Below are 22,290 nucleotides of genomic sequence, written 5' to 3'. Positions count from 1 at the left end.
CGCAATCCGCTCCCGCGCAAAGAGGAGTCGCTAGAATACGGGACCCTCTTGCCGCAACAAGGCGCTTCCTTTCGATGACCCCTCCCGACGACCGACGACGCACCGAACGGGCCAGTGCGGCCAACTCGCTGTTTGCTTTTCTCAAGGCACTGCCGCTCGCCGAGCGGCTGATCGAAGGCGGCTTCATGGCCGTGCAGGCGGTCGCCGGCGCGAGCCTCGCGTTCGGGATCGGCCGCGCGCTGCATACCGAGCAGGCGTTCTGGGCGGCGATCACCGCGATCGCGGTCAGCCAGCACAGCTATATCGACACCCGCAAGCTGTCGCGCGATCAGTTCATCGGCGCGATGGTCGGCGGCATCTGCGGTCTCGCGGGCGCGCTGCTCGGCGCGGGGCACTTCGCCGCCTATGCGGCCACGGTGGCGGCGGCGATCGTGATCTGCTGGATCGTCAACGTGGGCAGCGCGGCACGGCTGGGCGGCATCACCGCGACCATCATGCTGCTCGTGCCGGGCATGGGACCCGCGTGGGATAAAGCGTTGCTGCGGCTCGGCGAAGTGACGATCGGCACGATCTGCGCGCTGCTGGTGGCCTGGCTGATGGCGCAAGTCGAGCAGCGCTGGCTCGGCAAGCCCGACGCGTCAAACTAGCTGTCCGGCACGTCGTCCTGTTGCGGCCGACGCCGGTAGCGCCCCGGCGTCACGCCGACGCTCTGCGCGAACGCCTTGCCGAACGCGGCCTCCGATTGATAACCGACCGCTTCGCCGATCTCCGCCGCGCTGCGTTGCGTGCGCCGCAGCAGATCGCACGCGAGAGTCATGCGAATCTGCGTGAGGAAGTCCATCACGGTTATGCCCGCGCGTTCGTTGAAGCGGCGCGCGTAGGTAGCGCGCGACATCGCTGCGAGGTCGCCGAGTTGCGCGATTGTCCATGCGCGCTCCGGCGCACTCAGCATGCCCTGCACGGAGGCACCGAGGCGTGCGTCGGCGAGCAGCGCCAGCACGCCGGCGCTCGCCGCATTGCGCTCGCCGTGCACGCGCAACGCCATCGCGAACAACGCCTGGCTCATCGCGGTGACGATCGCGAGCGCGCCCGGCTGACGCCGCGCCGCTTCATTGCGCATCAGGCCGATCATCGTCTGCAATGCGCCGACAGTTCGCGCACCCTCTAGCGATACATGCAATGGGTCGGGCAACGCGTTCAACAGCAATGCCGACGGTCCGGGCGCATAGACGAAGCGGCCGCAGAGGAGGTCGACGCCGGCGGGGGCGGGGTTGCCGTTGTCGGTGCCGCTGTTATTGCCGGCATCGCGTCCATCGTTGCGCCGCACAGGCAGCATGCCGTCATCGCCCAGCGTCACCGGCGCGCCACCCGCCGAGCGCTGCACGTCGCGCACGCGGTGCGCGGCGCCGCGCGGGAACAGCATGAAGTCGCCCGCCTGCAACGCTACCTGCGCGCCGTCGACGGTCTCGATCACGCATGCGCCGCCGAGCACCAGATGAAACGGCGCGATGCCCGCTTCCATCGGCGCATGATCGATGTCGAACGCCCCCGAGAGCAGGCAGCGCAGATCGAGGCTGGCTTGCGGCCTCGCGAGGTCCAGCAATCGGCTGAGGGTGTCCATGAGACGATCGCGCTAAAAGTTGAGCGAGGCGAGTATTCAGGATATCGCCGGGCAGCGCAATACTTTGTCCCACGACGCCGGCACCTGCCGACGCGCGCGAGACCAAGGAGCACTGCCATGTTGAACTGGATCGATTACCGCAAAGCACTGTTCGGCCGCATCGGCGAGATGGCGAAGTTGTCGCCGGACACCGTGAAGGCCTATCAGACGATGTCGAACGCCGGTCAGAAAGCCGACCTGCTCGGCGCCAAAACGCGCGAGCTGATTTCGCTCGCGGTCGCGGTCAGCCTGCGTTGTGACGGCTGTATCACCGTGCACACGGCCGAAGCGTTGAAGCACGGCGCGACGCGCGAGGAAATCGCCGAGGCGCTGGGCGTCGCGGTGGCGATGAACGCGGGTGCGACGATGGTCTACTCGGCTCGCACGATGGACGCGGTCGCCGCTTATACGGCCGACGCGAACAAGGCAAGCGAAGCAGCGGTTTGATTTGGCGCGGGGCGCGAGGTCAGCGTGCCACGCCGGCCGCCGAGGGTTCGGCATGCAGCGTGTGACGCGAACCACCACGCCCCGCTCATCACAGCCCCGTACCTACCCCGCGCGCCGGCTCCCCGCCAACTGCTCGCGACGCCCTTCCCCCTGACGCTCCAGCATCCAGCCAGGATACTCGGCGGGCAACGCGCTGACCTGATCGAGCTTCGCAAGCTCTTCCGCGCTGAGCGTCACGCCGGTCGCCGCGATGTTGTCATCCAGTTGCTCGACCTTCTTCGCGCCGACGATCACCGAGCTCACCACGCGCTGATGCAGCAGCCACGCCAGCGCGATCTGCGCGACCGATACCTGCTTCGCCCCGGCAATCTCCCGCATCACGTCGATGCAGTCATACGCACGCTCGCGATCGACCGGCGGAAAATCGAAACTCGTGCGCCGGCTGCCTGCTTCGCCCTGCTGCTCGCGGCCATATTTGCCGCTCAGCAAACCGCCCGCCAGCGGACTCCATACCATCAGCCCGAGGCCTTCGCTGTGCAGCATCGGCACGAGTTCGCGTTCGAGGTCGCGGCCCGCGAGGGTGTAGTACGCCTGCAGCGTTTCGAAACGCGCGAGTCCGAGGCGCTCCGCGATGCCGAGCGCTTTCACGATCTGCCACGCGGCCCAGTTCGACACGCCGACATAGCGCACATGACCGTGCTGCACGAGCGTGTCGAGCGCGCGCACGGTTTCTTCGATCGGCGTGGCCGGATCGAAACCGTGGATCTGGTAGAGGTCGACGTGATCGAGTTGCAGGCGCTTCAAACTTGCCTTCACACCGTCGATGATGTGATACCGCGAAGCGCCGCGCGCATTCGGAAACTCGCCGCTCTGGCCGAAGACTTTGGTTGCCACCACGACCTTGTCGCGTGGCACCTTGAGGTTCTTCAGCGCCTGACCGGTGATCTGTTCGGACAGGCCATCCGCATACACGTCGGCCGTGTCGATGAAATTTATGCCCGCGTCGAGCGCCCGGCCGACCAGCCGCTCCGCGTCGCCCTGCTGCAGATCGCCGATCTGCTTCCAGATGCCTCCTCCGCCGCCGAAGGTCATCGTGCCGAGACATAGTTCCGAAACAAATAACCCGATTGGCCTGATTTTTGGGAATAAAAACAGTCAGATAGGCTTGAAATTAGCCTAAAAAATAGCGGCGAAAACAACCTGATGCGTCACATATAAATCAAGCACTTACGCAGGGTTTTGAACAGCATCCGGAGTTACTCTTTTCTCTCGCCCGGCTCGCGCGGCTCATCTCCTGTGAAGCCCCGGGAGTGGTATTTGTAGTTCAGCGATTCTGGCTCGCGCGCGCCGGTCCGGTAGCAAAACCGCCACGTCGCGACGATCGCGAAATACTCGGCCTCGTACCGTTTCAGGCCGCCGTCGAATTCCATGATGGCCGCGCGCTCCAGCAGGTATTCGGTTGCGTTCTCGGATTCCATCCTGGAATTCTAACCTCGCGAGCCAGAAGCGGTCTGCTCGCCCAGAGTGCGCGACCAGTTATACTGCCGCCCATAAAAACGACTGGGGAACCAAGCCACATGGAAGTCATTCACCTACACAACGAAATCAGAGAGCGTTTCGAGCGTTGCAATATCGCGCTGGATCCGAAGCAAAATATCCTGAAGTGGGAAGGTCTGATCGAGCTGGAGGAATTCAGTTCTGTCAAGAACGACCACCTAGTCACATGCGGCGCATTCAGCTATTCGTTTTCCCACCTTCCCTTTGATACCAAGGTCGGCCGTTACTGCTCGATCGCCTACGGCATCACCGACCTTGGCAACTCCCACCCTCTGCACTTCGTCAGTGGCCATCCATTTCTCTTTGATGGCGGCGACTGGCGTGAGATCGCGCGGCGAAACGGTTCAGATTGGGACGTGCACATTCCGTACGATGACCGATACGGACCTATCGAAATCGGCCACGATTGCTGGATTGGATCAGGCGCGCGCATCAAAGGCGGTGTAAAGATCGGAACCGGATCCGTCATTGCGGCTGGCGCGATCGTGACAAAGGATGTGCCGCCTTACTCGATGGTGGCCGGAGTGCCCGCGAAGGTCGTCAAGAACCGGTTTAGCGACAAGGTTATCGAGCTGCTGCTCGAAACCGAGTGGTGGAATTACGCATATTGGGACTTGAAGGGGTTGCCCTTTGACGAACCAGAGCGGTTCGCCAATGAATTCCTCGACATCAAATCCCGGTTGAAGCCGTTCGAACCGCGCGTCTTTGGCGTGCGCGATATTCTGAGAGCTTGAACTTCCTCACTGCGTCTCTTTCGGGCAGTTCTTCCGACGCGCGATCTCGTAGCCGATGATTTCGCGTTTCGTCTCCGGTGTATCCGATACGCTCGCGGTCATGTGCGGTAACCACGAGCAATCCTTGACGGTGCGCGTGATGTAGACCGTCTGAGTCGGCTCGGGCTTCGCAGGGGTACCGCAACCGGCGAGCAAGAGTAGCGGCAGCAGGTATCGCATGGTCAGTCCTTTCGAAGCGCGCCGATCTGCTCGAGTTCGGCGTCGAGCTGATTGTCGGGAATCTGCTGTGCTTCGGCGTGCGCCTGCGACGCGTTCTGCACGTCCTGCAATGACTTCTGCGCCTGCTCAGCGTCGGCCGCTGCCTGCGCTGCCTGCTGCTGCGCCGCGACGGTCTGCGACTGAGCCGCACCGATTGCCGCCTTGGCTTCGTCCTGCGCCTTCGTCTGGCCGGTGGATTTCCCGTGGAACCACGCAGCGACGACCGCCACGAGAGCGCCGCCGGCAACGGATGCCGGTCAAGGGCGCGGACAGCACTATCCGCAGTCGCAAATACTACGACGCGCACATAGCGAAAAAAATCGGGTCGGTGGCATGCGCCGACCTGACTACGAAGCACGTCGCGGACATGCTGGAAGATCTGATCGATTCCGGCAAGGCACCGTGGGCGAGGAACTTGCGCTCGCGCATGCTAGCGGTATGCAAGCGCGGCGCGGCACTTGGCTGGATGTCTAGCAATCCGGCCGCCAACACTGAGCAGGAAGAAATCACGGTGACGCGTCGCCGGCTCCGCGGCATCGAGGAATTCAACACGATCTTCGAGAAAGCACCGCAGGTGAACGACTGGCTTCAGAACGCCATGCTGCTCGCGCTGGTATCTGGGCAGGACCGATCGACGTGCGCGCGCTGGGAGCGCGCTTCAGTGAAAGACGGTATAGCGACGGCGTTCCGCAAAAAGACGAAGGTCTACATCGACATCCCTACCGCGCTTCGGATGGACGCGATAGGCATGTCGCTCGCAGATGTCATAGCGCGATGCAAATCGACCGGCGTCGTCAGCAAATATCTGATCCACCACGTGCGCAATCAAGGCGGCGCCAAGAGCGGTCAGCCGGTGAAGATCGACTCTCTCACCAGAGCATTCGCGGAGGCGCGGACGCTTGCCGGAATCACTGGAGACGATGCGCCGAGCTTTCACGAACTGCGCAGTCTCGCGAAGCGGCTTTACGAAAAACAGGGCGGTGTCGACACGAAAGCCCTGCTTGGCCACATGACGGAAACAGCAGCCGATCTATATGCCAACAGCCGCGGAATTGAGCCGATCCGCGTGAAGATCAGCGCGTGAGTTTTGAACGCATTTTGAACAAGTTTTGAACACGGTACGCCCAGCAAGGGTTTGCCGGGCGAAGTTCATTTCCGAAACAAACACACCGGTACGGCCAAGCTGGTTGTATCGCATCGTCGACGCTCCATCTTTGCATTCGTGAAGGGGGTGAGGCGTAGAGAGTACTGCAATTGACGGGATCTGGCAGGACGTGCATCGACGTGTGACGAGCCGCCCCGCGTGTCGATTTTTTCAGACTGCTTATGATTCGCGCGATGCCGATGCGAGCCTTGGTCATGCAGCGAAAACAGCGCGCGGATCAAGCGATGCGGCTCGGCATCCACGGCAAAATTTGCCGCGCACGCACGGTTCCTGTGAGCAGATCACCACGGTGTGACCGACAGCTCGACAACGCGAGGCCAGCGCGAGATCGGCGCGAAACCCCTCGGCAAAGCGCGCAAAAACCTGCCAGACTGACCGCTGCTTCGCTACCGGCCCGCCGTTTTCGCCGCCCTCTGGATATGGCACGCCCCGCCCCCATCTACGTCAGCATGACTTCGGCCACGACATCCGCCGCGCTGGACCCGGCCGCCCACTCAGCGGCAGCGGGCACCAGCGCGGACCTCGCTTCGCTCTCCCCGACGCACCGCGCGCTCGACGACTTCCACCCGGCAGTCGCCGGCTGGTTTCTGAAGACCTTCCCCGCCCCGACCGACGCGCAAGCGGCCGCGTGGCCACAGATTCGCCGTGGCCGCTCGACCCTGGTGGCCGCGCCGACAGGCTCGGGCAAGACGCTCACCGCCTTCCTCTCCGCGCTCGACGATCTGGTCCAGCAAGGCCTCGCCAACGGCGGCGCGTTGCCCGACGAAACGCTGGTGGTGTACGTCTCGCCGCTAAAGGCGCTGTCCAACGACATCCGTCTGAACCTGCAAATACCGCTGCAAGGCATCGCAGCCGAACTCGACGCGCGCGGCCTGCCGCCGCTCGAGATCCGCACGGCCGTTCGTACCGGCGACACCACGCAGCAGGAGCGCAACGCGCTAAAGAAGCGTGCGCCGCATATCCTGGTGACCACGCCCGAATCGCTGTACGTGCTGCTCGGCTCGGACTCGGGCCGCCGCATGCTGGCGACGGTGCGCACGGTGATCGTCGACGAGATTCATGCGCTTGCGGGCAGCAAGCGCGGCAGCCATCTCGCGCTCAGCCTCGAACGTCTGGACTCGCTCTGCGAACGGCGATTGCCGCGCATCGGCCTGTCGGCGACGCAAAAGCCGGTGAGCGCGGTGGCGCGCTTTCTGGTCGGCGGCGCGGGCATCGACAGCGGCATCCCGGCCGACTGCGCGATTGTCGATGTGGGTCACGTTCGCGCGCGCGATCTCGCGCTTGAAATCCCGCCGGTACCGCTCGAAGCGGTGATGCCCAACGAGGTGTGGGAACGCGTCTACGATCGCGTCGCCGAGCTCGTCGCGATGCACCGCACCACGCTCGTGTTCGTCAACACGCGGCGCATGGCCGAGCGCGTCGCGCGTCATCTGACCGAGCGGCTCGGCAAGGACGCGGTCGCCGCGCATCATGGCAGCCTCGCGAAAGAGCATCGCTTCGACGCCGAGCAGCGGTTGAAACGCGGCGAGTTGCGCGTGCTGATCGCGACCGCGTCGCTGGAACTCGGCATCGATATCGGCGATGTCGACCTGGTCTGCCAGATGGGTTCGCCGCGCGCGATCGCGCCGTTCCTGCAACGCGTCGGACGTTCGGGCCATCACGTCGGCGGCATGCCCAAAGGGCGGCTTTTTCCGACTTCGCGCGACGATCTGATCGAATGCGCGGCGCTGCTCGATTGCGTGCGACGCGGCGAACTCGACGCGCTGCGCATTCCGCGCGCGCCGCTCGACGTGCTCGCGCAACAGATCGTCGCCGAAGTATCGAGCGCCGAATGGAGCGAGGACGCGCTGTTCGCGATGATGCGGCGTGCGGCGCCCTACGCGGACCTCACGCGCGAGCAGTACGACGCGGTGCTGCGCATGCTCGCCGAGGGCTACACGAGCCGCAACGGTCCGCGCGGCGCGTACGTGCATCGCGACGTCGTGAGCGGCACGCTGCGCGGCCGGCGCGGCGGCAAGCTGGTCGCCGTCACGTCGGGCGGCACGATTCCCGAGAACGCGGACTACGCGGTGGTGCTCGAACCGCAGGCGATCAACATCGGCACCGTCAACGAGGACTTCGCCGTCGAGAGTCTGGCGGGCGACGTGTTCCAGTTGGGCAATGCGTCGTACCGGATCGTACGGATCGAAAGCGGTCGCGTGCGGGTCGAGGACGCGCAGGGGCAGCCGCCGAATATTCCGTTCTGGCTTGGCGAAGCGCCGGGGCGCAGCGACGAGTTGTCGTTCGCGGTGGCGCGCTTGCGCGAGGAGATCGGGCGCCTGCTCGAACCCGCGCCCGCCACCGCCGCCACCGCCGCCACCGAAGCGATGCCCGCGCGCCTCGATCACGCAATCGACTGGCTGGTCGACACCCTCGCTCTCGACGAAGCCGCCGCGCGCCAGATCGTCGACTATCTCGCCCGCGCCCGCGCGGCGCTCGGCGTGCTGCCCACGCAGAACACCCTGGTGATGGAACGCTTCTTCGACGAATCCGGCGGCACGCAACTCGTGATTCACGCGCCGTTCGGCAGCCGCGTGAATCGCGCGTGGGGGCTCGCGCTGCGCAAGCGTTTTTGCCGGACCTTCAACTTCGAGTTGCAGGCCGCCGCCACCGAAGATGCGATCGTGCTGTCGCTGACCGGCAGCCACTCGTTCGTGCTCGACGACGTATGGCGCTATCTGCATTCGAACAGCGCCGAGCGTCTGCTGATTCAGGCGCTGCTCGACGCGCCGCTGTTCGGCGTGCGCTGGCGCTGGAACGCGACCACCGCGCTCGGCTTGCCGCGTTACACCGGCGGGCGCAAGACCGCGCCGCAACTGCAGCGTATGCGCAGCGAAGACCTGCTCGCGAGCGTGTTTCCCGAGCAGGCTGCGTGTCTGGAGAACGTGGTCGGCGAACGCGAGCTGCCGCATCATCCGTTAGTCGACCAAACCGTTGACGACTGCTTGCACGAAGCGATGGACAGCGAAGGCTGGCTCGCGCTGCTGCGCCGGATCGAACAGGGCGATGTGCGGCTGGTCGCGCGCGATCTGCCGGCGCCGTCGCCGCTCGCCGCCGAAATCCTCAACGCGAAGCCCTATGCGTATCTCGACGATGCGCCAATCGAGGAGCGCCGCACGCAAGCCGTGCTGAACCGCCGCTGGACCGACCCGGCCAGCGCCGACGATCTCGGCGCGCTCGACGCCGACGCGATCGACAGCGTGCGCGACGAGGCGTGGCCGCAGGCGCGCAACGCCGACGAGATGCACGAAGCGCTGACCGGCCTCGCCTGCATCACCGAGGCCGAGGCGCGCGCGCATAAAGGCTGGCCGGCATGGCTCACGTCGCTGGCCGACTCCGGCCGCGCCACCCGCCTGCAACTCGCCGACGATGCCGCCGTGTGGCTGCCCGCCGAGCGCATCACCTGCTTCGAGGCGCTCTATCCCGACCTGCCGCGCGCCCGTTACAGCCCGCCCCTCACCGCGCCGAAAGGCTACACCGACAGCTGGAGCGCCGACGACGCGCTGCTCGACGTGTTGCGCGCGCGCCTGACCGGCTTCGGCCCGCAGCCGGTCGGCGCGATCGCGCAGCCGCTGAAGTTGCCGGCGGCCGCGGTCGAGCACACGTTGGCGCGTCTCGAAGCGGAAGGCTATCTGATGCGCGGCCGCTTCACACCGCAGACCGCTGACGAAGAATGGTGCGAGCGGCACCTGCTCGCGCGGATTCATCGTTACACGGTAAAGCGCTTGCGCCGCGAGATCGAGCCGGTGGAGCGGCACGACTTCATGCGCTTTCTGTTCGAGTGGCAGCATCTGACGCCAGACACGCGCAGCGAAGGCCGCGACGCGCTGGCCGCCGCGCTCGACCAGCTCGAAGGCTTCCAGGCAGCGGCCGGCGCCTGGGAAGAAGACATTCTGCCCGCGCGCGTGCGGGCCTATGCGAATAGTTCGCTCGACGAACTATGCCGCGCCGGCAAGATCGTCTGGACGCGGCTCACCGAGCGCGCGCGCGGCGCGGCGGGCCCGATCCGCAGTACGCCGATCGTGCTGCTGCCGCGCGCGCAGGTTCGCGCGTGGCACGCGCTGCTCGACCCGGCACGGCAGGTCGAGTTATCGGCGCTCGCGCAGAGCGTGTACGACACGCTCGCGCAACACGGCGCGATGTTCTTCGACGAACTGCTCGCCGAGGTCCGCGTGCTGCGGATGGAGCTGGAAAATGCGCTCGGCGAACTGGTCGCCGCCGGCCTCGCGAACTCCGACAGCTTCGCTGGCTTGCGCGCGCTGCTGAAGCCCGCGGCCAAACGCAACGCGTATGCCGGTAGCCGGCGCACGCGCTCCAGTGCACTGATCGGCGGGATGGACGACGCCGGGCGCTGGGCGCTCGTCACCCGCCGCGCGGCCGGCACGGACACGCAAACGCTGCCGCTGCGTCGCCGGCAGTTGCCGCCCGAGGTGCTCGAACATGTCGCGATGACGCTGTTGCGCCGCTACGGCGTGGTGTTCTGGCGCGTGCTCGAACGCGAGGCGGAATGGCTGCCGCCGTGGCGCGATCTGCTGCGCGTGTTTCAACGGCTCGAAGCCCGCGGCGTGATTCGCGGCGGGCGCTTCGTGAACGGTCTGGCCGGCGAACAGTTCGCGTTGCCGGAGGCGATTCCCGTGCTGCGCGAAGTGCGCCGTCATGCGAACGATGGTGCTTTTGTGTGCGTCGCCGGCACCGATCCGTTGAATCTGGCGGGGACGCTGCTCGTCGGCGAACGGGTGCCGGCCGTGGCGGGCAACCGGCTGTTGTACCGCGACGGCGTGGTGGCGGCCACGCTAGTCGCCGGGAAGTTCTGGTTCGACGCCGCGCTCGACGCCAACCCCGCCGAGCGGGAGCGGGCGCGCGGGTTGCTGGCGCGCAGATTCTAGCGTCAGCGAGCGCGCCTGATCGCCGGGTAAGTGCGAGCGACCGTGCGGCGGCCGGCATTCAACCCGAATATCGTCGCGATTCCCTGCCCATCGCCCTAAAGCTCGCGAGCGCCGGACCGTTAATGTTTATAAGCCCGAATGCCACCGCTTCGCTACAATGGGGCCAGTCTTAAGTATGAAGACTGTTTGCCGCCTCGTGCCTTGACGAGGACGACCGGCACACATTGCCCGGGGATCTCATGAACGACGACCAACACGAGCAGGTGCTTTATGCCCAGTTCGGCACAAGCAGCCCATGCTGGCGTCTGTCGACCGACAGCAACGCACTCGAACTCACACCCGTCACCGGCGATGTGCCGGCCAACGTCGCCATTCCGCTGAATCCCCAGCAAGCGTCGCAAATCCGTTGTCTCACCGGCGTGACCTCGCACATCGTGGTGGACGTGCGGATGTTCGGCGAGCCGCTGCGCCTGCATCTCGTCGGTAAAAAGCTCAGCAGCAATACGTGGGCAGGCACCGCGTCCGCTTACGACGACACCGAATCCGTCGCCCGCGATCTGGTTCACGGCCTGTCGTTCGCCGAACAGGTGGTCTCCGAAGTCAATTCGGTCGTGGTGATCGTCGACCGGCACGGCCGGATACAGCGCTTCAACCGGCTCGCGGAAGAGCTGACCGGCGTGAAGGAGGAGAACATCATCGGCCGCAATGTGTGGGCGCTGTTCATGTCCTCCGAAGACGGCGCGGCCTCCAGCCAGAACATCGCCGGCTTCTTCAATCGCGGCGTGTCGTACGAAGTCGAACGGCGCATCAAGACGGTACACGGCGAGCGGCTCTTTCTGTTCCGCAACAAATTCGTCCAGAGCGGCAGCGGCGTCGAAGAGCAATTCCTGATCTGCTCGGGCACCGACATCACCGAACAGCGGCTCGCGCAGGACCGGCTCACCGAACTCGCCAACAAAGACTCGCTCACCGGGCTCGACAATCGCAACGCGATCCAGGACAAGATCCGCGCGGCCATCGAAGACGCCGGCCCGAACGAAGCGGTCGGCGTGCTGTTCCTCGATCTCGACAACTTCAAGAAGGTCAACGATCACTACGGCCACGTCTTCGGCGACCGGCTGATCCGCGATGTCTCCGCGGCCATCAGCACCTGCCTGAACGAAGGCGACGCGCTCGCGCGCCTGGGCGGCGACGAGTTCATCGTGCTGGCGGCCAAAGGCACCGCGCACGAGCTCGAAGCCACCGCGCAGCGCATTCTCGAACGGATGCGCACGCCGTTCGCCCTCGGCCTCGTCGAGGTGTACACCGGCTGCTCGATCGGCATTGCGCGCTATCCGGAGCACGGCGACAGCCTCGAATCGCTGATCCGTTCGGCCGACACCGCGATGTACGTCGCCAAGGATGAAGGCAAGCGCACCCTTCGCGTGTTCTCGGAGGACATGAACCGCAGGGTCGCGGAATACATGTGGCTCGACACGAATCTGCGTCGCGGGCTAGAAGAGGGCCAACTGACGCTGCATTACCAGCCCAAGCTGTCGCTCGCCACCGGCAGCGTGCAGGGCGCGGAGGCGCTGGTGCGCTGGAATTCGCCGGAGCGCGGACAGATCATGCCGGCCGAATTCATCCGTTACGCGGAAGAGTCCGGCCTGATCGGCGTGCTGGGCCGCTGGGTGATGGAAACCGCCGCGAAACAGGCGGCCAAATGGAAAGCGGACGGCTACAACCTGCGCATCGCGATCAACGTGTCGGCGCGGCAACTGGTCGATACCGCCGTGGTCCGGCATTTCACCGAAGCGCTGCAACACGCGAATCTCGATCCCTGCCTGGTCGACCTCGAACTCACCGAGAGCTGTCTGATCGAGGACGAAGCGGCCGCAATCGATCTGATCAAGCAGTTCCGCCAGCTCGGCGCCCAGGTGCATCTGGACGACTTCGGCACCGGCTATTCGTCGCTGTCGCAACTGGGCCGTATTCCGCTCGACGTCATCAAGCTCGACCGCAGCTTCGTACGCTCGATCAACGCGGACACCAAGGCGCAGGCGCTGGTGCGCTCGATGGTGGCGGTCGCGCAGGAACTGGACTTCAAGGTGGTCGCCGAGGGCATCGAGACCGAAACGGAAGAACTGTTCATGAAGGGACTGGGCGTCGATTATGTGCAGGGCTTCCTGTATGGCCAGGCGATGCCCGCCGCCGAATTCGAACGCTGGTTGCAGGACCGGCAGAAGCTCAGACTGATCGCCTGAGCTTCCGCCCCGACTCAACGGGGTGACGGGCCCGACCGGCTCACGCGAAATTGGCGGCGCTCGGCGTCGCCTGACGCAGATTCGACGTACGGCGGTTTTGCAGCATCACCAGCCGCTCCATGAACGCGAGGTCCTTCTCCTCGATCGTGAACGCGGCGTTCACCCAATCCTCGGTGATTTCCATCAGCTCGGCGCGCGAGAGTTGCAGCACGCGCTGACGTGCGCGCAGCATCGCGCGGATGCCGTTCATCTTCGGCTTGAGCGTGTCGATGAACGTGCGCGTCGCCAGATAGGCGTCGCCCGGTTCGAACAGATGGTCGACCAGACCCTTGGCGTAGTGCCATTCCGCCGTGTGCGATTCGCCAACGCCGATCAGTTCTTCGGCGAGGCGCATGCCCGCTTTGCGCGCGACCAGCGAGTAACCGCCCATGCCCGGGAACAGATTGAACGCGATCTCCGGAAAGCCCATGCGCGCGTCGTTCTGCGCGAGCAGGAAATGATGCGCGAGCGCGGCCTCGAAGCCCCCGCCGAGTGCCGTGCCCTCCACCATCGCGATCGAAATGGCTCCCGTATCGAAGCCGCGCGCCGCCGCGTGCACGCAATCGACGCAGGCCCGCGCATACGCCATCAGCGCCTGGCGCTTGCCGGCGCGGATCGTCTGCGCGAAGAAGTCGAGATCGCCGCCGACGTTGTACATGGTCGGAATCAACGAACCGGTGACCCAGAAATCGATCGGCAGGCCGGACTCTCGCGCCGCCTGCGCGAGTCCCAGGATGTCATGCACGAGATCGAGATTGAAACAGGGACGCGGCTGGGCGCGCAACATCATCCACATGATGTTGCGGCCTTCTTCGTAGTAAGCGGAGATTTGCGACAGATTGCCGGCTTCGATGAACGGGCGGCAGGCGTGGTGGTTATGCAGATTCATTTTGATCGGTCCTTTAAGGTTAAACACTGGCATTGCAATGCGAGCCTAAAACAGACCGGAATCGGATGGGAGCGGGGTAACCAACAGAAGAATGCAAGCCCGTCGGGAAGCCGCGCCGGCAGGGGCTCCGCTGTTGGCAACCCGGGACTGCGAAGGGTGGGATGCGCAAACGCTTGCGCACCGTAAAGAGGCAAAAAATGCGGAGAAATGCGCGCACCGCGCTAATCAATTAGCGGGCGGACCGAATCGGAATTTATTGCTGGGTTCGGCAAAGAGAGGCAATAGCAGGCGTTCGGAAAATGTAATTGAAAAGAGAATTTTGCAATGCTTGCTTTTTATTTTTTTGACGGAAGAGGTTTTTATCCGATTCGCATATAGAAACACGGAAGGCGCTTGCGGAGGGCGATGATCGAGCCCACCCGCACCCACACTCCCGAGACCCCGCCCCGCTCTTACCGCAAGTACGCGGACCAGCGCTCCACTTCTGCTTCGCTCATCCCGACGTCCCGCGCCGCGTCGCGAATTTGCGTCCACGTCGCCGGGTCGACCGGAATACCTTCGGCTTCGCGCTGTGCCCGCGTCATGCGTTCGGGCTCGCCAGGCTCGTAGATGCGATCGGTGCCCGCCGCGAGCGGCGAGGCCTTCACCCACTCGATGAACGCATCGGCTTCGGCTTGCGCATCGGGGGCGTCGAACGCGGCCGGATCGACGATCACGGACAGCATGCAGTTGATGATCGCGTTGGTCGTGCCGAGCGTGTCCGTGTGCGTCGTAAAGCCGCCCGACAGCGCGCCGCCGAAAATCTCGCACATCGCCGCGAGCCCGAAGCCCTTGTGACCGCCGAACGGCGTCAGCGAGCCGAACGGCGCTTCGTGCATGACCTTCGGTTCGAGCGTCGGAAAACCTTCATGGTCGATCAGCGCGCCGGGCGGCACGTGCTTGCCCTGGTTGTACGCGACGCGCGTCTTGCCGTAGGCGACCGTGCTCGTCGCGAAATCGAGTACGAGCGGCGGCTTGCCGGGCCGCGGATACGCCGCGCAAAACGGATTCGTGCCGATGCGCCGGTCCGCACCGCCGAACGGCGCGACGAGCGGATCGCCGGCGACGTTGACGAAGTGGAACGACACCAGGCCGGCGCGCGCGCACTGCTCGGCCCAGTGGCCGATGCGCCCGATGTGATGCGCGCCGCGCAAGCCGATCGCGCAGATGCCGAGCCGTTTGGCGCGCTCGATGCCGCGCTCCATCGCCTCGAACGCCACCACCTGGCCGAAACCCTTGCCGCCTTCGACCGTCAACACCGCGCCCGCATCCTTCACCACTTCGGCATGCAGGTTCAGTCGCAATTGCGCGTCGGCGAGCGATGCGACATAGCGCGGGATCATCCCCACGCCATGCGAGTCGTGACCGGTCAGATTCGCCGCCACCAGATGATCCGCGACGAGAGCCGCTTCGCGCGGCGTGCTGCCCGCCTGCTCCCAGATCGCCTTCACATAGGCATGCAGTTGATCGGCCGGAATCCGGAGGGTGGCGGGACGGGCAGTCTGGTTATCGGTCATTCAAAGTATCGGCGTGAGTTGATGACGGGTGTTGAGTGTCTAAAGAACCTGAGCGAAAAGCGGCGGCGCGACGAAGCCGCGCTCAGGGCGCGGCGGCGATCACTTCGGCCACGGCGGCCGTGAGCTTCTTGCCGTACGGCACGTGCAGGAATTCGTTCGGCCCATGGGCGTTCGACTTCGGTCCGAGCACGCCGCACACCATGAACTGCGATTTGGGGAAACCCGCCTTCAGCACGTTCATCAACGGGATCGTGCCGCCCTGCCCCATGTACGCGACGTCGGCGCCGTAGTGCCGGCGCGACGCGTCGTTGAGCGCGGTGGCGAGCCACGGCGCGAGGTCGGGCGCGCTCCAGCCGCTCGCCGCGCCCGCGTCCGGCTTGAACGTGACCTTCGCGTTGTACGGCGGATCGACTTCGAGCAGCGCCTTCAATTCGGCGACGGCCTTTTCCGCTTCGATCAGCGGCGGCAGACGCAGCGACAGCTTGAACGCGGTGCGCGGACGCAGCACGTTGCCGGCATCGGCGAGCGCGGGCAAGCCGGCCGCGCCGGTCGCCGACAGCGACGGCCGCCACGTCGAATTGAGCAGGGCCTCCTGCGGATCGGTGGTGGTCGGCAGCACCTGGCGGCCGTCCTGGCCGCACGCCCACGGCAGTTTCTTCCACACGTCGTCGCCGAGAATCTGCGCGGTCGCTTCCGTTTCACGCAGACGGTCCGCGGGGATCGGGCAGTGAAAACCCTTCGGCAGCAGCGTGCCGTTGGCGGCGTCTTCGAGACGGTCGAACAGTTGCCGCATGATACGGAAGCTCGACGGCGCGATGCCGCCGTAGCCGCCCGAATGAATGCCTTCGTCGAGCACCTGCACTTCGAGGTCGCCGGCGACCAGCCCGCGCAGCGACGTGGTGAGCCACAGCTGATCGTAATTGCCCGCGCCCGAGTCGAGGCACACGACGAGGCCAACCTTGCCGAGCCGCTCGCGCAGCGCGTCGACGTACGGCAGCAGATCGTAGCTGCCCGACTCCTCGCAGGTTTCGATCAGACCGACGCAACACGGACGCTCGACGCCTTGCGCGTCCAGTGCGGCGAGCGCGGTGATGCTCGCGTAGATCGCGTAGCCGTCGTCGGCGCCGCCGCGGCCGTACAGCTTGCCGTTCTCGAACTTCGGCGTCCAGGGGCCGAGGTCGTTGCGCCAGCCGTCGAACTCGGGCTGCTTGTCGAGGTGGCCGTACAGCACGATGGTTTCGTCGCTGCCCGAACGGGTTGCGGCCGATTCGAAGAAGATCACCGGCGTGCGGCCGGGCAGGCGGATCACTTCGAGTTTCAGACCGCGCACCGGTTGCTGCTCGGCCCATTGCGCGGCGTCGGTAATCACGCGCTCCAGATAGCCGTGCTTGACCCAATCGGGATCGAATGCCGGACTCTTGGCCGGCACCGCGATGTAATCCGTCAACGCGGGCACGATCTCGTCGTTCCATTTGCGGTCCACGAATTCGCGTAGCGTGTCCGGGTTGATGCGTTGAGCCTGCTGGGTCGTATCGTCGGAGATCATGATGGCGGTCCTGGCGGTCTGTTCAGTCGAAACGGCCATGATAGACCTGATGCCGGATTGGCTGAACCCCTTCGCGCATATCGGGAGGCGCTGCTGCGCAAACCCGCCAATCGCGCGACAATCGCCCGATACGTCGCGCATCGGGAGTTGCTCATGGCTGGCAACGCGATCGTCCAGATCATCGCCGCGGTGTTCGCGCTGGCGCTGTATTTTCTGCCGGCGCTTCTCGCGGACCGGCGCAAGCGCCACGACATGCTGACGCTCGCGCTCTTCAACGCGTGCCTCGGCTGGACCGTGTTCGGCTGGCTGCTCGCGCTCTACTGGTCGTTGCAGCCGAACCCGCCGAAGAACATCGCGGGCGAGGTGGCGCAGACGCGCAAAGTCATACGCATGCGCGCGTTCTCGTCCGCGCTGATGCTGCGCGTGCAGAAACGCGCGTCGGCGCGGGACGGTTCGGATAATTGAATCTGTCGACGCGCTCGGCCTGCGCCTGACAGAAGAACGGCGAAGTGGCCTGAAAAGCGGCCGGAAGGATCCGGATAACCAAAGTAACCAAAGCGGCGGCCGGATCACCCGCCGCCCGGTCATTCAACTCGAATTGGAATCAGGCCGCGCGGCCCATCCGGTGCCAGCGCACAGAGCCGGCCGGAATCGACCGGGGCTCGGCGCGGACGTTCGCGGGCGCGAACATCTCGCGACGCAGTTCGCCGTGTTCGTCGAACCACTCGCAGATGAGCCAGTCGCCGGGGTTCAGCGCAACCGGACCCGAATAGGTCACGGTCATGCGTGGACCCCCGTCCTTCAACGTCACGACATCGCCCACGTTGAAACTCGCGGATGGCGGTGTCGGGAGTGCGTCAATGGTAGCGGTTAGCATTTTATTTCCCCTACGGAACCGTTGAGCGTGATTAAGTCATTGCGCCGGGATTCTCGACATTAGACCTACTGAGGGAAGACTCTAAAGTGTGCCAAGATTAACAATCGAAATTAATCGCGGCAAGTGCTTTTTATTGATACCGTTTTCAGCGTCCCTGGAATGTCCTTCCCGTCGCGACGTACACCGTTTGAAACCAGGAAAATCCCTGAACATCGCGCGAAGCCGCCTCCCATGCGGCAGTGCACGATGGCACCATTTACTGCGGGGCTAACTCGGCTCGCTTAGAAAATGCGGCCGGCATTCCTCATATCTAAGCGGTGACGCAATGCCGTGCAGCATTTACGGTAAATGCAGGTTACCTGTAAACGGACAACTCATCGGTAAATATACGCGGCCTTTATTTATGCCTTTGTTTAAACGTGCACAATAATGCCGGTAACCCACCGGTTGAAAACGATTTCCGGAAGCGGATTTTCAGGCCGGTTGCGCGGTACGCCGCAGCGCCATTTGCTGATGGCGCACGAGCATCACGCTCAAACCAATGCAGGCGAACATCAGCAGCGCGTTGATCGCGAGGCTGATCTGAAATCCGTGTGCGTACGCAGCGGGCGCCGCGCTGCCGCCGATCGCGCCGAAGAACGCCCCGCTGATCGCCGCCGTGCCGAACGCCGAGCCGATCTGCAGCGTCGACGACACCACGCCCGACGCGAGCCCCGCCTTCTCGGGCACGACTTCGAGCAGCACGATGCGCATGATCGACGGCAACAGCAAGCCGTGACCGACGCCCGCGCACACCAGTCCGCCGTAGAACAGCAGATCCGGCGTGGCCGCTTGTGTCGCCGACCAGCCGGTCAGCGTGAAGCCGACCGTCATCATCGAAAAGCCGAGCGTCAGCACGTGTGCGCCTATGCGCTTGACCACCGTTGGCGATGTCAGCGGCCCGACCACGAAGCCGAGCGCGAACGGCATGATCGCGAGGCCCGACGCGAGCGGCGTCCAGTGCAGGCCGGTCTGCAGGTAAATCCCGTAAGTGAGGAAGAACGCGCTGTTGCAGTAAAACAGGAACGCTAGCACGAGACCCAGCGCGAACGCGCGGTTGCGGAATAACTGCAGGTCCACCAGCGGATGGCCGCCGGCGCGCTCCACGCGCCGCTCGGTCGCGATGAACAACGCGAGCGCGGGGACCGCGAGCGCGAACATTGCGAAGGTCCAGACGGGCCAGCCGGCCTCGCGGCCGTGCGTCATCGGGTAGATGACCAGCAGCAGCACCGCGGACAGCAGCGCGACACCCTTCAGATCGATGCCGGTGCGCGTGCCCGGCTGATTCTCCGGCACGAACTTCCATGTGCCGATAAACGCCGCGATCCCGATCGGAATGTTGATCAGGAAGATGATGCGCCAGTCGAGGCCGAACGGGTGATACGTGATCAGCGCGCCGCCGCCCAGTTGCCCGACGATCGACGAAAGGCCGAACACGAAACCGTACAGGCTCATTACCTTGGTCTGCTGATGCAGCGGCACGACCGCACGAATGGTCGCGAGCACCTGCGGCGCCATCACCGCGGCCGCGATCCCCTGCACGATCCGCGCGATCACCAGCATCTGGCCGCTGGTCGCGAAACCGCATAACGCCGACGCGACCACGAACGCCGCCATCCCCGTCATGAATATTCGGCGGCGGCCGTACAGATCGCCCAGTCGCCCGCCGGTGATCAGCAACACCGCGTACGCCGACGCGTAGGCCGATACCACGAGCTGCAATTGCGCATCGGTGGCGTTCAGACCGGAATGAATCGACGGCAGCGCGAGGTTGACGATGAAATAGTCGAGCGGCGCAAGGAAAGCGCCGACGAACAGCACGGCCAGCGCGAGCCCCTGGCGCTCGAAGCGCGGCACGGTCTTTTGCGCGGCTTTTTCCACTACCGCCGCCGTCGCGGCGATGCCGGCGGCCACCGTCCCCGGACAGGTCACCGCGCGCGCGGCGGCGCCGGCGGGTCCAACGAGTGCCGCCGGAGCGGACTTGATCGCTTCGCTATTCATGACTGAACGTTCAAAAATTCCGCAAAAAAATTAGACGAGCGCGCGCATCGCGACGTCCACTATTCCGCTTAGCGCGTCTTCCTTGTGGGCGACCCGCCCCAATACTCGCAGACCTTGCATCACGCACAGCAGGAAATCGCCGACGGCTTTTTCGTCGAGCGTCGAATTGAACGCGCCGCTCGCCTGGCCGCGGATAACCGACGCCGCCAGCAACGTCGCCATGCGGCGCTGGATCGCGGCGACGCGGGTGCGCAGTTCTTCGTCGCCCGGCTGCATCTCGAGCGTGGTGTTGGTGATGAAGCAGCTGCGCTCGCCGGTCAGCGCGCACGCGACCCGCGCGTAATGCAGCAGCGCGTTGCGCAGCGCTTCTTCCGGCGGCACCGGCGCGTTCAGCCGCTCGGCGAGTCGCGCCACGGAGCCTTCCGCGTAGTGATCGAGCGCGGCGAGCATGATGCCGTGCTTGTCGCCAAAGACGCCGTACAGGCTGCCGCGCAACAGGCCGGTGGCTTTGCACAGGTCGTCGATCGACGTCGCATGGTAGCCGTGGTTCCAGAAAACCTGGCTTGCGCTCGTCAGCACCGTGTTCGTGTCGAACTCGCGAGGCCGGCCGCGCGAACACACGTCGCCGGCTTTTTTCGCGGATTGCTTCGGATGGCCTGATTGCTTCATAGGTTGGATATTATGACCAACCGTTCAACAAATCAAGGACGGGTTTTCGTAGGCATCGGCGACGGGGATCACCCATCAACGCCAGACGGCGTGCAAAAAAGCCGGCGAGAGGTTCCCACTCCCTCTCGCCGGCTTCATCGCGTGACGACCGCCTTGAAACGGTGCGAACTCAGGTTTCCAGCTTTGCATCCATCGTGATCGTCGCGTTCAGGACCTTGGAGACCGGACAACCCGCCTTCGCGTCCGCGGTGGCCTTGTCGAACGCGGCTTTGTCGCCACCCGGAATTTTCACGGCCACGTCGAGATGCACGGCGGTGATCGAGAAGCCACCGCCGTCCTTGTCGAGCGTGACGGTCGCGGTCGTGCCGATGCGCTCGGGTGTGATGCCGGCCTTGCCCAGTTCCGCCGACAACGCCATCGAGAAACAACCCGCGTGCGCAGCCGCAATCAGCTCTTCCGGATTCGTGCCGATGCCATCGGCGAAGCGCGTCGAAAACGAGTATTGGGTCTCCTTGAGGACGCCGCTGTCGGTGGAAATCGAGCCTTTACCGTCTTGCAGGCCGCCTTGCCAGACTGCTGATGCCTTGCGCTTCATTGCTCTCTCCTGTTGTGCCCTGCTTCGCGCGCGTCCCGACCGAAGATGATGCCCGCCGCGACGGTCTCGCCCGGATGTTCGCGGTTCAGGCATCGGTCGCGAGCCTCCTGCTCGGAGGCTTCCTTTCACGGCGTCCCGTAGGGAACGTCCTGGGGCATGTCGCGCGGCGCTGCAGGCGCGGGCGTGGACCGAACCTCATCATAGGCGCTTCCGCGTGCCGGCGTCGTGACGATCCACGCTTGCGTCAATGGAAGGTTCGCAGGACGTCAGCGGCGCGATGGGGGGCTCGTCGGCAGCGGGTGCGCCCTCCACGGTGCAGCAGCGTCTGTTTTCGATCTATCGCGGGCAGTAAGCCGCAGAGCCGCGCGGTCGGCAGCAGTAAGCTGTGAAATGCAGGTGATGTCGCAGCGGTAGACGGAAGCGCCCCAGTTGCGAAGTTCGCAACTGGGGCGCTTCTTTTGTGCATTGCGTGTGGGACGAAGCGTGCGCTATCGCCCCGGTCCGCTACTCGGCGAACGGCAGACTTTCCTGCCCGAGCGCCCGCATGCCGAACACGTTCAGCGTCATCGCCACCAATGCGTAGTAGCCGAGCAGGCCCACCAGGTTGATCACCATCTGATGCCCGAAGCGGTCGACCGCCTGCGCATACAGCGCGTCCGGCACCCGCTTCGTGTCATAGAGCTCGCTCGCGAAGTCGTGAATCAGCGCGTCGTCGGCATCGGCGAAATTCGGGCGGCGGCCCTGACGGATCGCCTCGGCATCCGCTTCGGCCACGCCCGCCTCGAGCGCAATCGGATAGTGGATATACCACTCGGCCTGCGCCTGCCAGCGTGCCGCGGTCACCAGAATCGCCAGCTCCGACAGACGCAGTGGCAAGCCGGTCCGATAGCGGCAAAACGCGCCCAGGCGTTGCGCCTGCTGTGCCAATTCCGGGCTATGAATCCAGCCGAGAAACGGCCCGTTCAGATTGCCGCGCGGGCCGGACAGAATTTCGTCCAGCACGGCTTTCTGTTCGGGCGTGGCGGCGGACAGGTCGAAGTGAGGCAAACGCTCGGTCATCATGGTTCTCGCAGGTGGCGGCGTGGTTGCA

20 protein-coding genes are annotated in these 22,290 nt (G+C 64.8%); 7 read left to right on the top strand and 13 right to left on the bottom strand.

Going from position 1 to position 22,290, the window contains the following annotated elements; translation table 11 throughout:
* Positions 1–74: 74 nt before the first annotated feature.
* Complete coding sequence (locus BGI01S_RS10960; protein ID WP_042325186.1) at positions 75–647, top strand: FUSC family protein; 573 nt, start codon at positions 75–77, stop codon at positions 645–647.
* Here BGI01S_RS10960 and BGI01S_RS10955 read toward each other — a convergent pair.
* Entirely contained in the window at positions 644–1,621 is a 978-nt protein-coding gene (locus tag BGI01S_RS10955; protein WP_042325184.1) for an AraC family transcriptional regulator, read from the bottom strand. The two genes, BGI01S_RS10960 and BGI01S_RS10955, sit on opposite strands and share 4 nt — an antisense overlap.
* Before the next feature lie 117 nt (positions 1,622–1,738).
* Between BGI01S_RS10955 and BGI01S_RS10950 the strand changes: the two genes are divergently transcribed.
* Positions 1,739–2,107, top strand: a complete 369-nt coding sequence (locus BGI01S_RS10950) for a carboxymuconolactone decarboxylase family protein (RefSeq protein ID WP_042325182.1) — start codon at positions 1,739–1,741, stop codon at positions 2,105–2,107.
* Positions 2,108–2,209: 102 nt separating this feature from the next.
* Here BGI01S_RS10950 and BGI01S_RS10945 read toward each other — a convergent pair whose 3' ends face one another.
* Positions 2,210–3,244, bottom strand: a complete 1,035-nt coding sequence (locus BGI01S_RS10945; RefSeq protein ID WP_255219737.1) for an aldo/keto reductase — start codon at positions 3,242–3,244, stop codon at positions 2,210–2,212.
* Positions 3,245–3,363: 119 nt separating this feature from the next.
* Entirely contained in the window at positions 3,364–3,585 is a 222-nt protein-coding gene (locus tag BGI01S_RS10940) for a hypothetical protein (RefSeq protein WP_042325178.1), read from the bottom strand.
* A 99-nt stretch (positions 3,586–3,684) separates the two neighbouring features.
* Between BGI01S_RS10940 and BGI01S_RS10935 the strand changes: the two genes are divergently transcribed.
* Entirely contained in the window at positions 3,685–4,398 is a 714-nt protein-coding gene (locus BGI01S_RS10935) for a CatB-related O-acetyltransferase (protein ID WP_052400450.1), read from the top strand.
* 6 nt (positions 4,399–4,404) lie between these two features.
* Here BGI01S_RS10935 and BGI01S_RS10930 read toward each other — a convergent pair whose 3' ends face one another.
* Together BGI01S_RS10930 and BGI01S_RS10925 are read right to left on the bottom strand one after the other, a co-directional pair.
* On the bottom strand, positions 4,405–4,617 hold the full coding sequence (locus BGI01S_RS10930) for a hypothetical protein (protein WP_042325176.1): 213 nt from the start codon (positions 4,615–4,617) through the stop codon (positions 4,405–4,407).
* Positions 4,618–4,619: 2 nt separating this feature from the next.
* Complete coding sequence (locus tag BGI01S_RS10925) at positions 4,620–4,886, bottom strand: hypothetical protein (RefSeq protein WP_042325174.1); 267 nt, start codon at positions 4,884–4,886, stop codon at positions 4,620–4,622.
* A 20-nt stretch (positions 4,887–4,906) separates the two neighbouring features.
* Between BGI01S_RS10925 and BGI01S_RS10920 the strand changes: the two genes are divergently transcribed.
* The 3 genes from BGI01S_RS10920 to pdeR all read left to right on the top strand — a co-directional run bounded on the left by BGI01S_RS10920 (position 4,907) and on the right by pdeR (position 12,989).
* A complete protein-coding gene (locus tag BGI01S_RS10920) occupies positions 4,907–5,740 on the top strand; it encodes a phage integrase central domain-containing protein (RefSeq protein WP_052400449.1) in 834 nt (277 codons plus the stop codon).
* Positions 5,741–6,240: 500 nt separating this feature from the next.
* Positions 6,241–10,746 carry a DEAD/DEAH box helicase gene (locus BGI01S_RS10915; RefSeq protein WP_042325171.1) on the top strand — a complete coding sequence of 1,502 codons (4,506 nt, stop codon included), beginning with the start codon at positions 6,241–6,243 and terminating at the stop codon, positions 10,744–10,746.
* 239 nt (positions 10,747–10,985) lie between these two features.
* On the top strand, positions 10,986–12,989 hold the full coding sequence (gene pdeR, locus BGI01S_RS10910; protein WP_042325170.1) for a cyclic di-GMP phosphodiesterase: 2,004 nt from the start codon (positions 10,986–10,988) through the stop codon (positions 12,987–12,989).
* A 40-nt stretch (positions 12,990–13,029) separates the two neighbouring features.
* Here the strand turns inward: pdeR and BGI01S_RS10905 are convergent, their stop codons facing one another.
* The 3 genes from BGI01S_RS10905 to BGI01S_RS10895 form a co-directional block, all read right to left on the bottom strand.
* Positions 13,030–13,917 (bottom strand): crotonase/enoyl-CoA hydratase family protein, encoded by an 888-nt coding sequence (locus BGI01S_RS10905; protein ID WP_042325166.1) that lies wholly within the window; start codon positions 13,915–13,917, stop codon positions 13,030–13,032.
* A gap of 452 nt (positions 13,918–14,369) precedes the next feature.
* Entirely contained in the window at positions 14,370–15,473 is a 1,104-nt protein-coding gene (locus BGI01S_RS10900; RefSeq protein WP_042325163.1) for a malate/lactate/ureidoglycolate dehydrogenase, read from the bottom strand.
* Positions 15,474–15,555: 82 nt separating this feature from the next.
* Complete coding sequence (locus BGI01S_RS10895; protein WP_042325162.1) at positions 15,556–17,019, bottom strand: M20 family metallopeptidase; 1,464 nt, start codon at positions 17,017–17,019, stop codon at positions 15,556–15,558.
* A 153-nt stretch (positions 17,020–17,172) separates the two neighbouring features.
* On the opposite strand from BGI01S_RS10895, the gene BGI01S_RS10890 reads away from it, so the two are divergent.
* Positions 17,173–17,484, top strand: a complete 312-nt coding sequence (locus tag BGI01S_RS10890) for a superinfection immunity protein (RefSeq protein WP_042325160.1) — start codon at positions 17,173–17,175, stop codon at positions 17,482–17,484.
* A gap of 139 nt (positions 17,485–17,623) precedes the next feature.
* On the opposite strand, the gene BGI01S_RS10885 is transcribed toward BGI01S_RS10890, so the two are convergent.
* The 5 genes from BGI01S_RS10885 to BGI01S_RS10860 form a co-directional block, all read right to left on the bottom strand.
* Entirely contained in the window at positions 17,624–17,896 is a 273-nt protein-coding gene (locus BGI01S_RS10885) for a YodC family protein (protein ID WP_042325159.1), read from the bottom strand.
* 474 nt (positions 17,897–18,370) lie between these two features.
* Entirely contained in the window at positions 18,371–19,936 is a 1,566-nt protein-coding gene (locus BGI01S_RS10880) for an MFS transporter (protein WP_042325156.1), read from the bottom strand.
* A 30-nt stretch (positions 19,937–19,966) separates the two neighbouring features.
* Positions 19,967–20,605: a TetR/AcrR family transcriptional regulator gene (locus BGI01S_RS10875; protein WP_042325154.1), complete on the bottom strand. Its 639-nt coding sequence runs from the start codon at positions 20,603–20,605 to the stop codon at positions 19,967–19,969.
* A 169-nt stretch (positions 20,606–20,774) separates the two neighbouring features.
* Entirely contained in the window at positions 20,775–21,200 is a 426-nt protein-coding gene (locus tag BGI01S_RS10870; RefSeq protein WP_042325152.1) for an OsmC family protein, read from the bottom strand.
* Positions 21,201–21,704: 504 nt separating this feature from the next.
* Positions 21,705–22,259, bottom strand: coding sequence for a carboxymuconolactone decarboxylase family protein (locus tag BGI01S_RS10860; protein WP_042325937.1), 555 nt, complete (start codon positions 22,257–22,259; stop codon positions 21,705–21,707).
* Positions 22,260–22,290: the final 31 nt, after the last annotated feature.

Origin of the sequence: Paraburkholderia ginsengisoli NBRC 100965 (assembly GCF_000739735.1) — a bacterium.
Lineage (GTDB): Bacteria > Pseudomonadota > Gammaproteobacteria > Burkholderiales > Burkholderiaceae > Paraburkholderia > Paraburkholderia ginsengisoli.
This window is presented reverse-complemented; position numbering and strand designations above follow the sequence as displayed.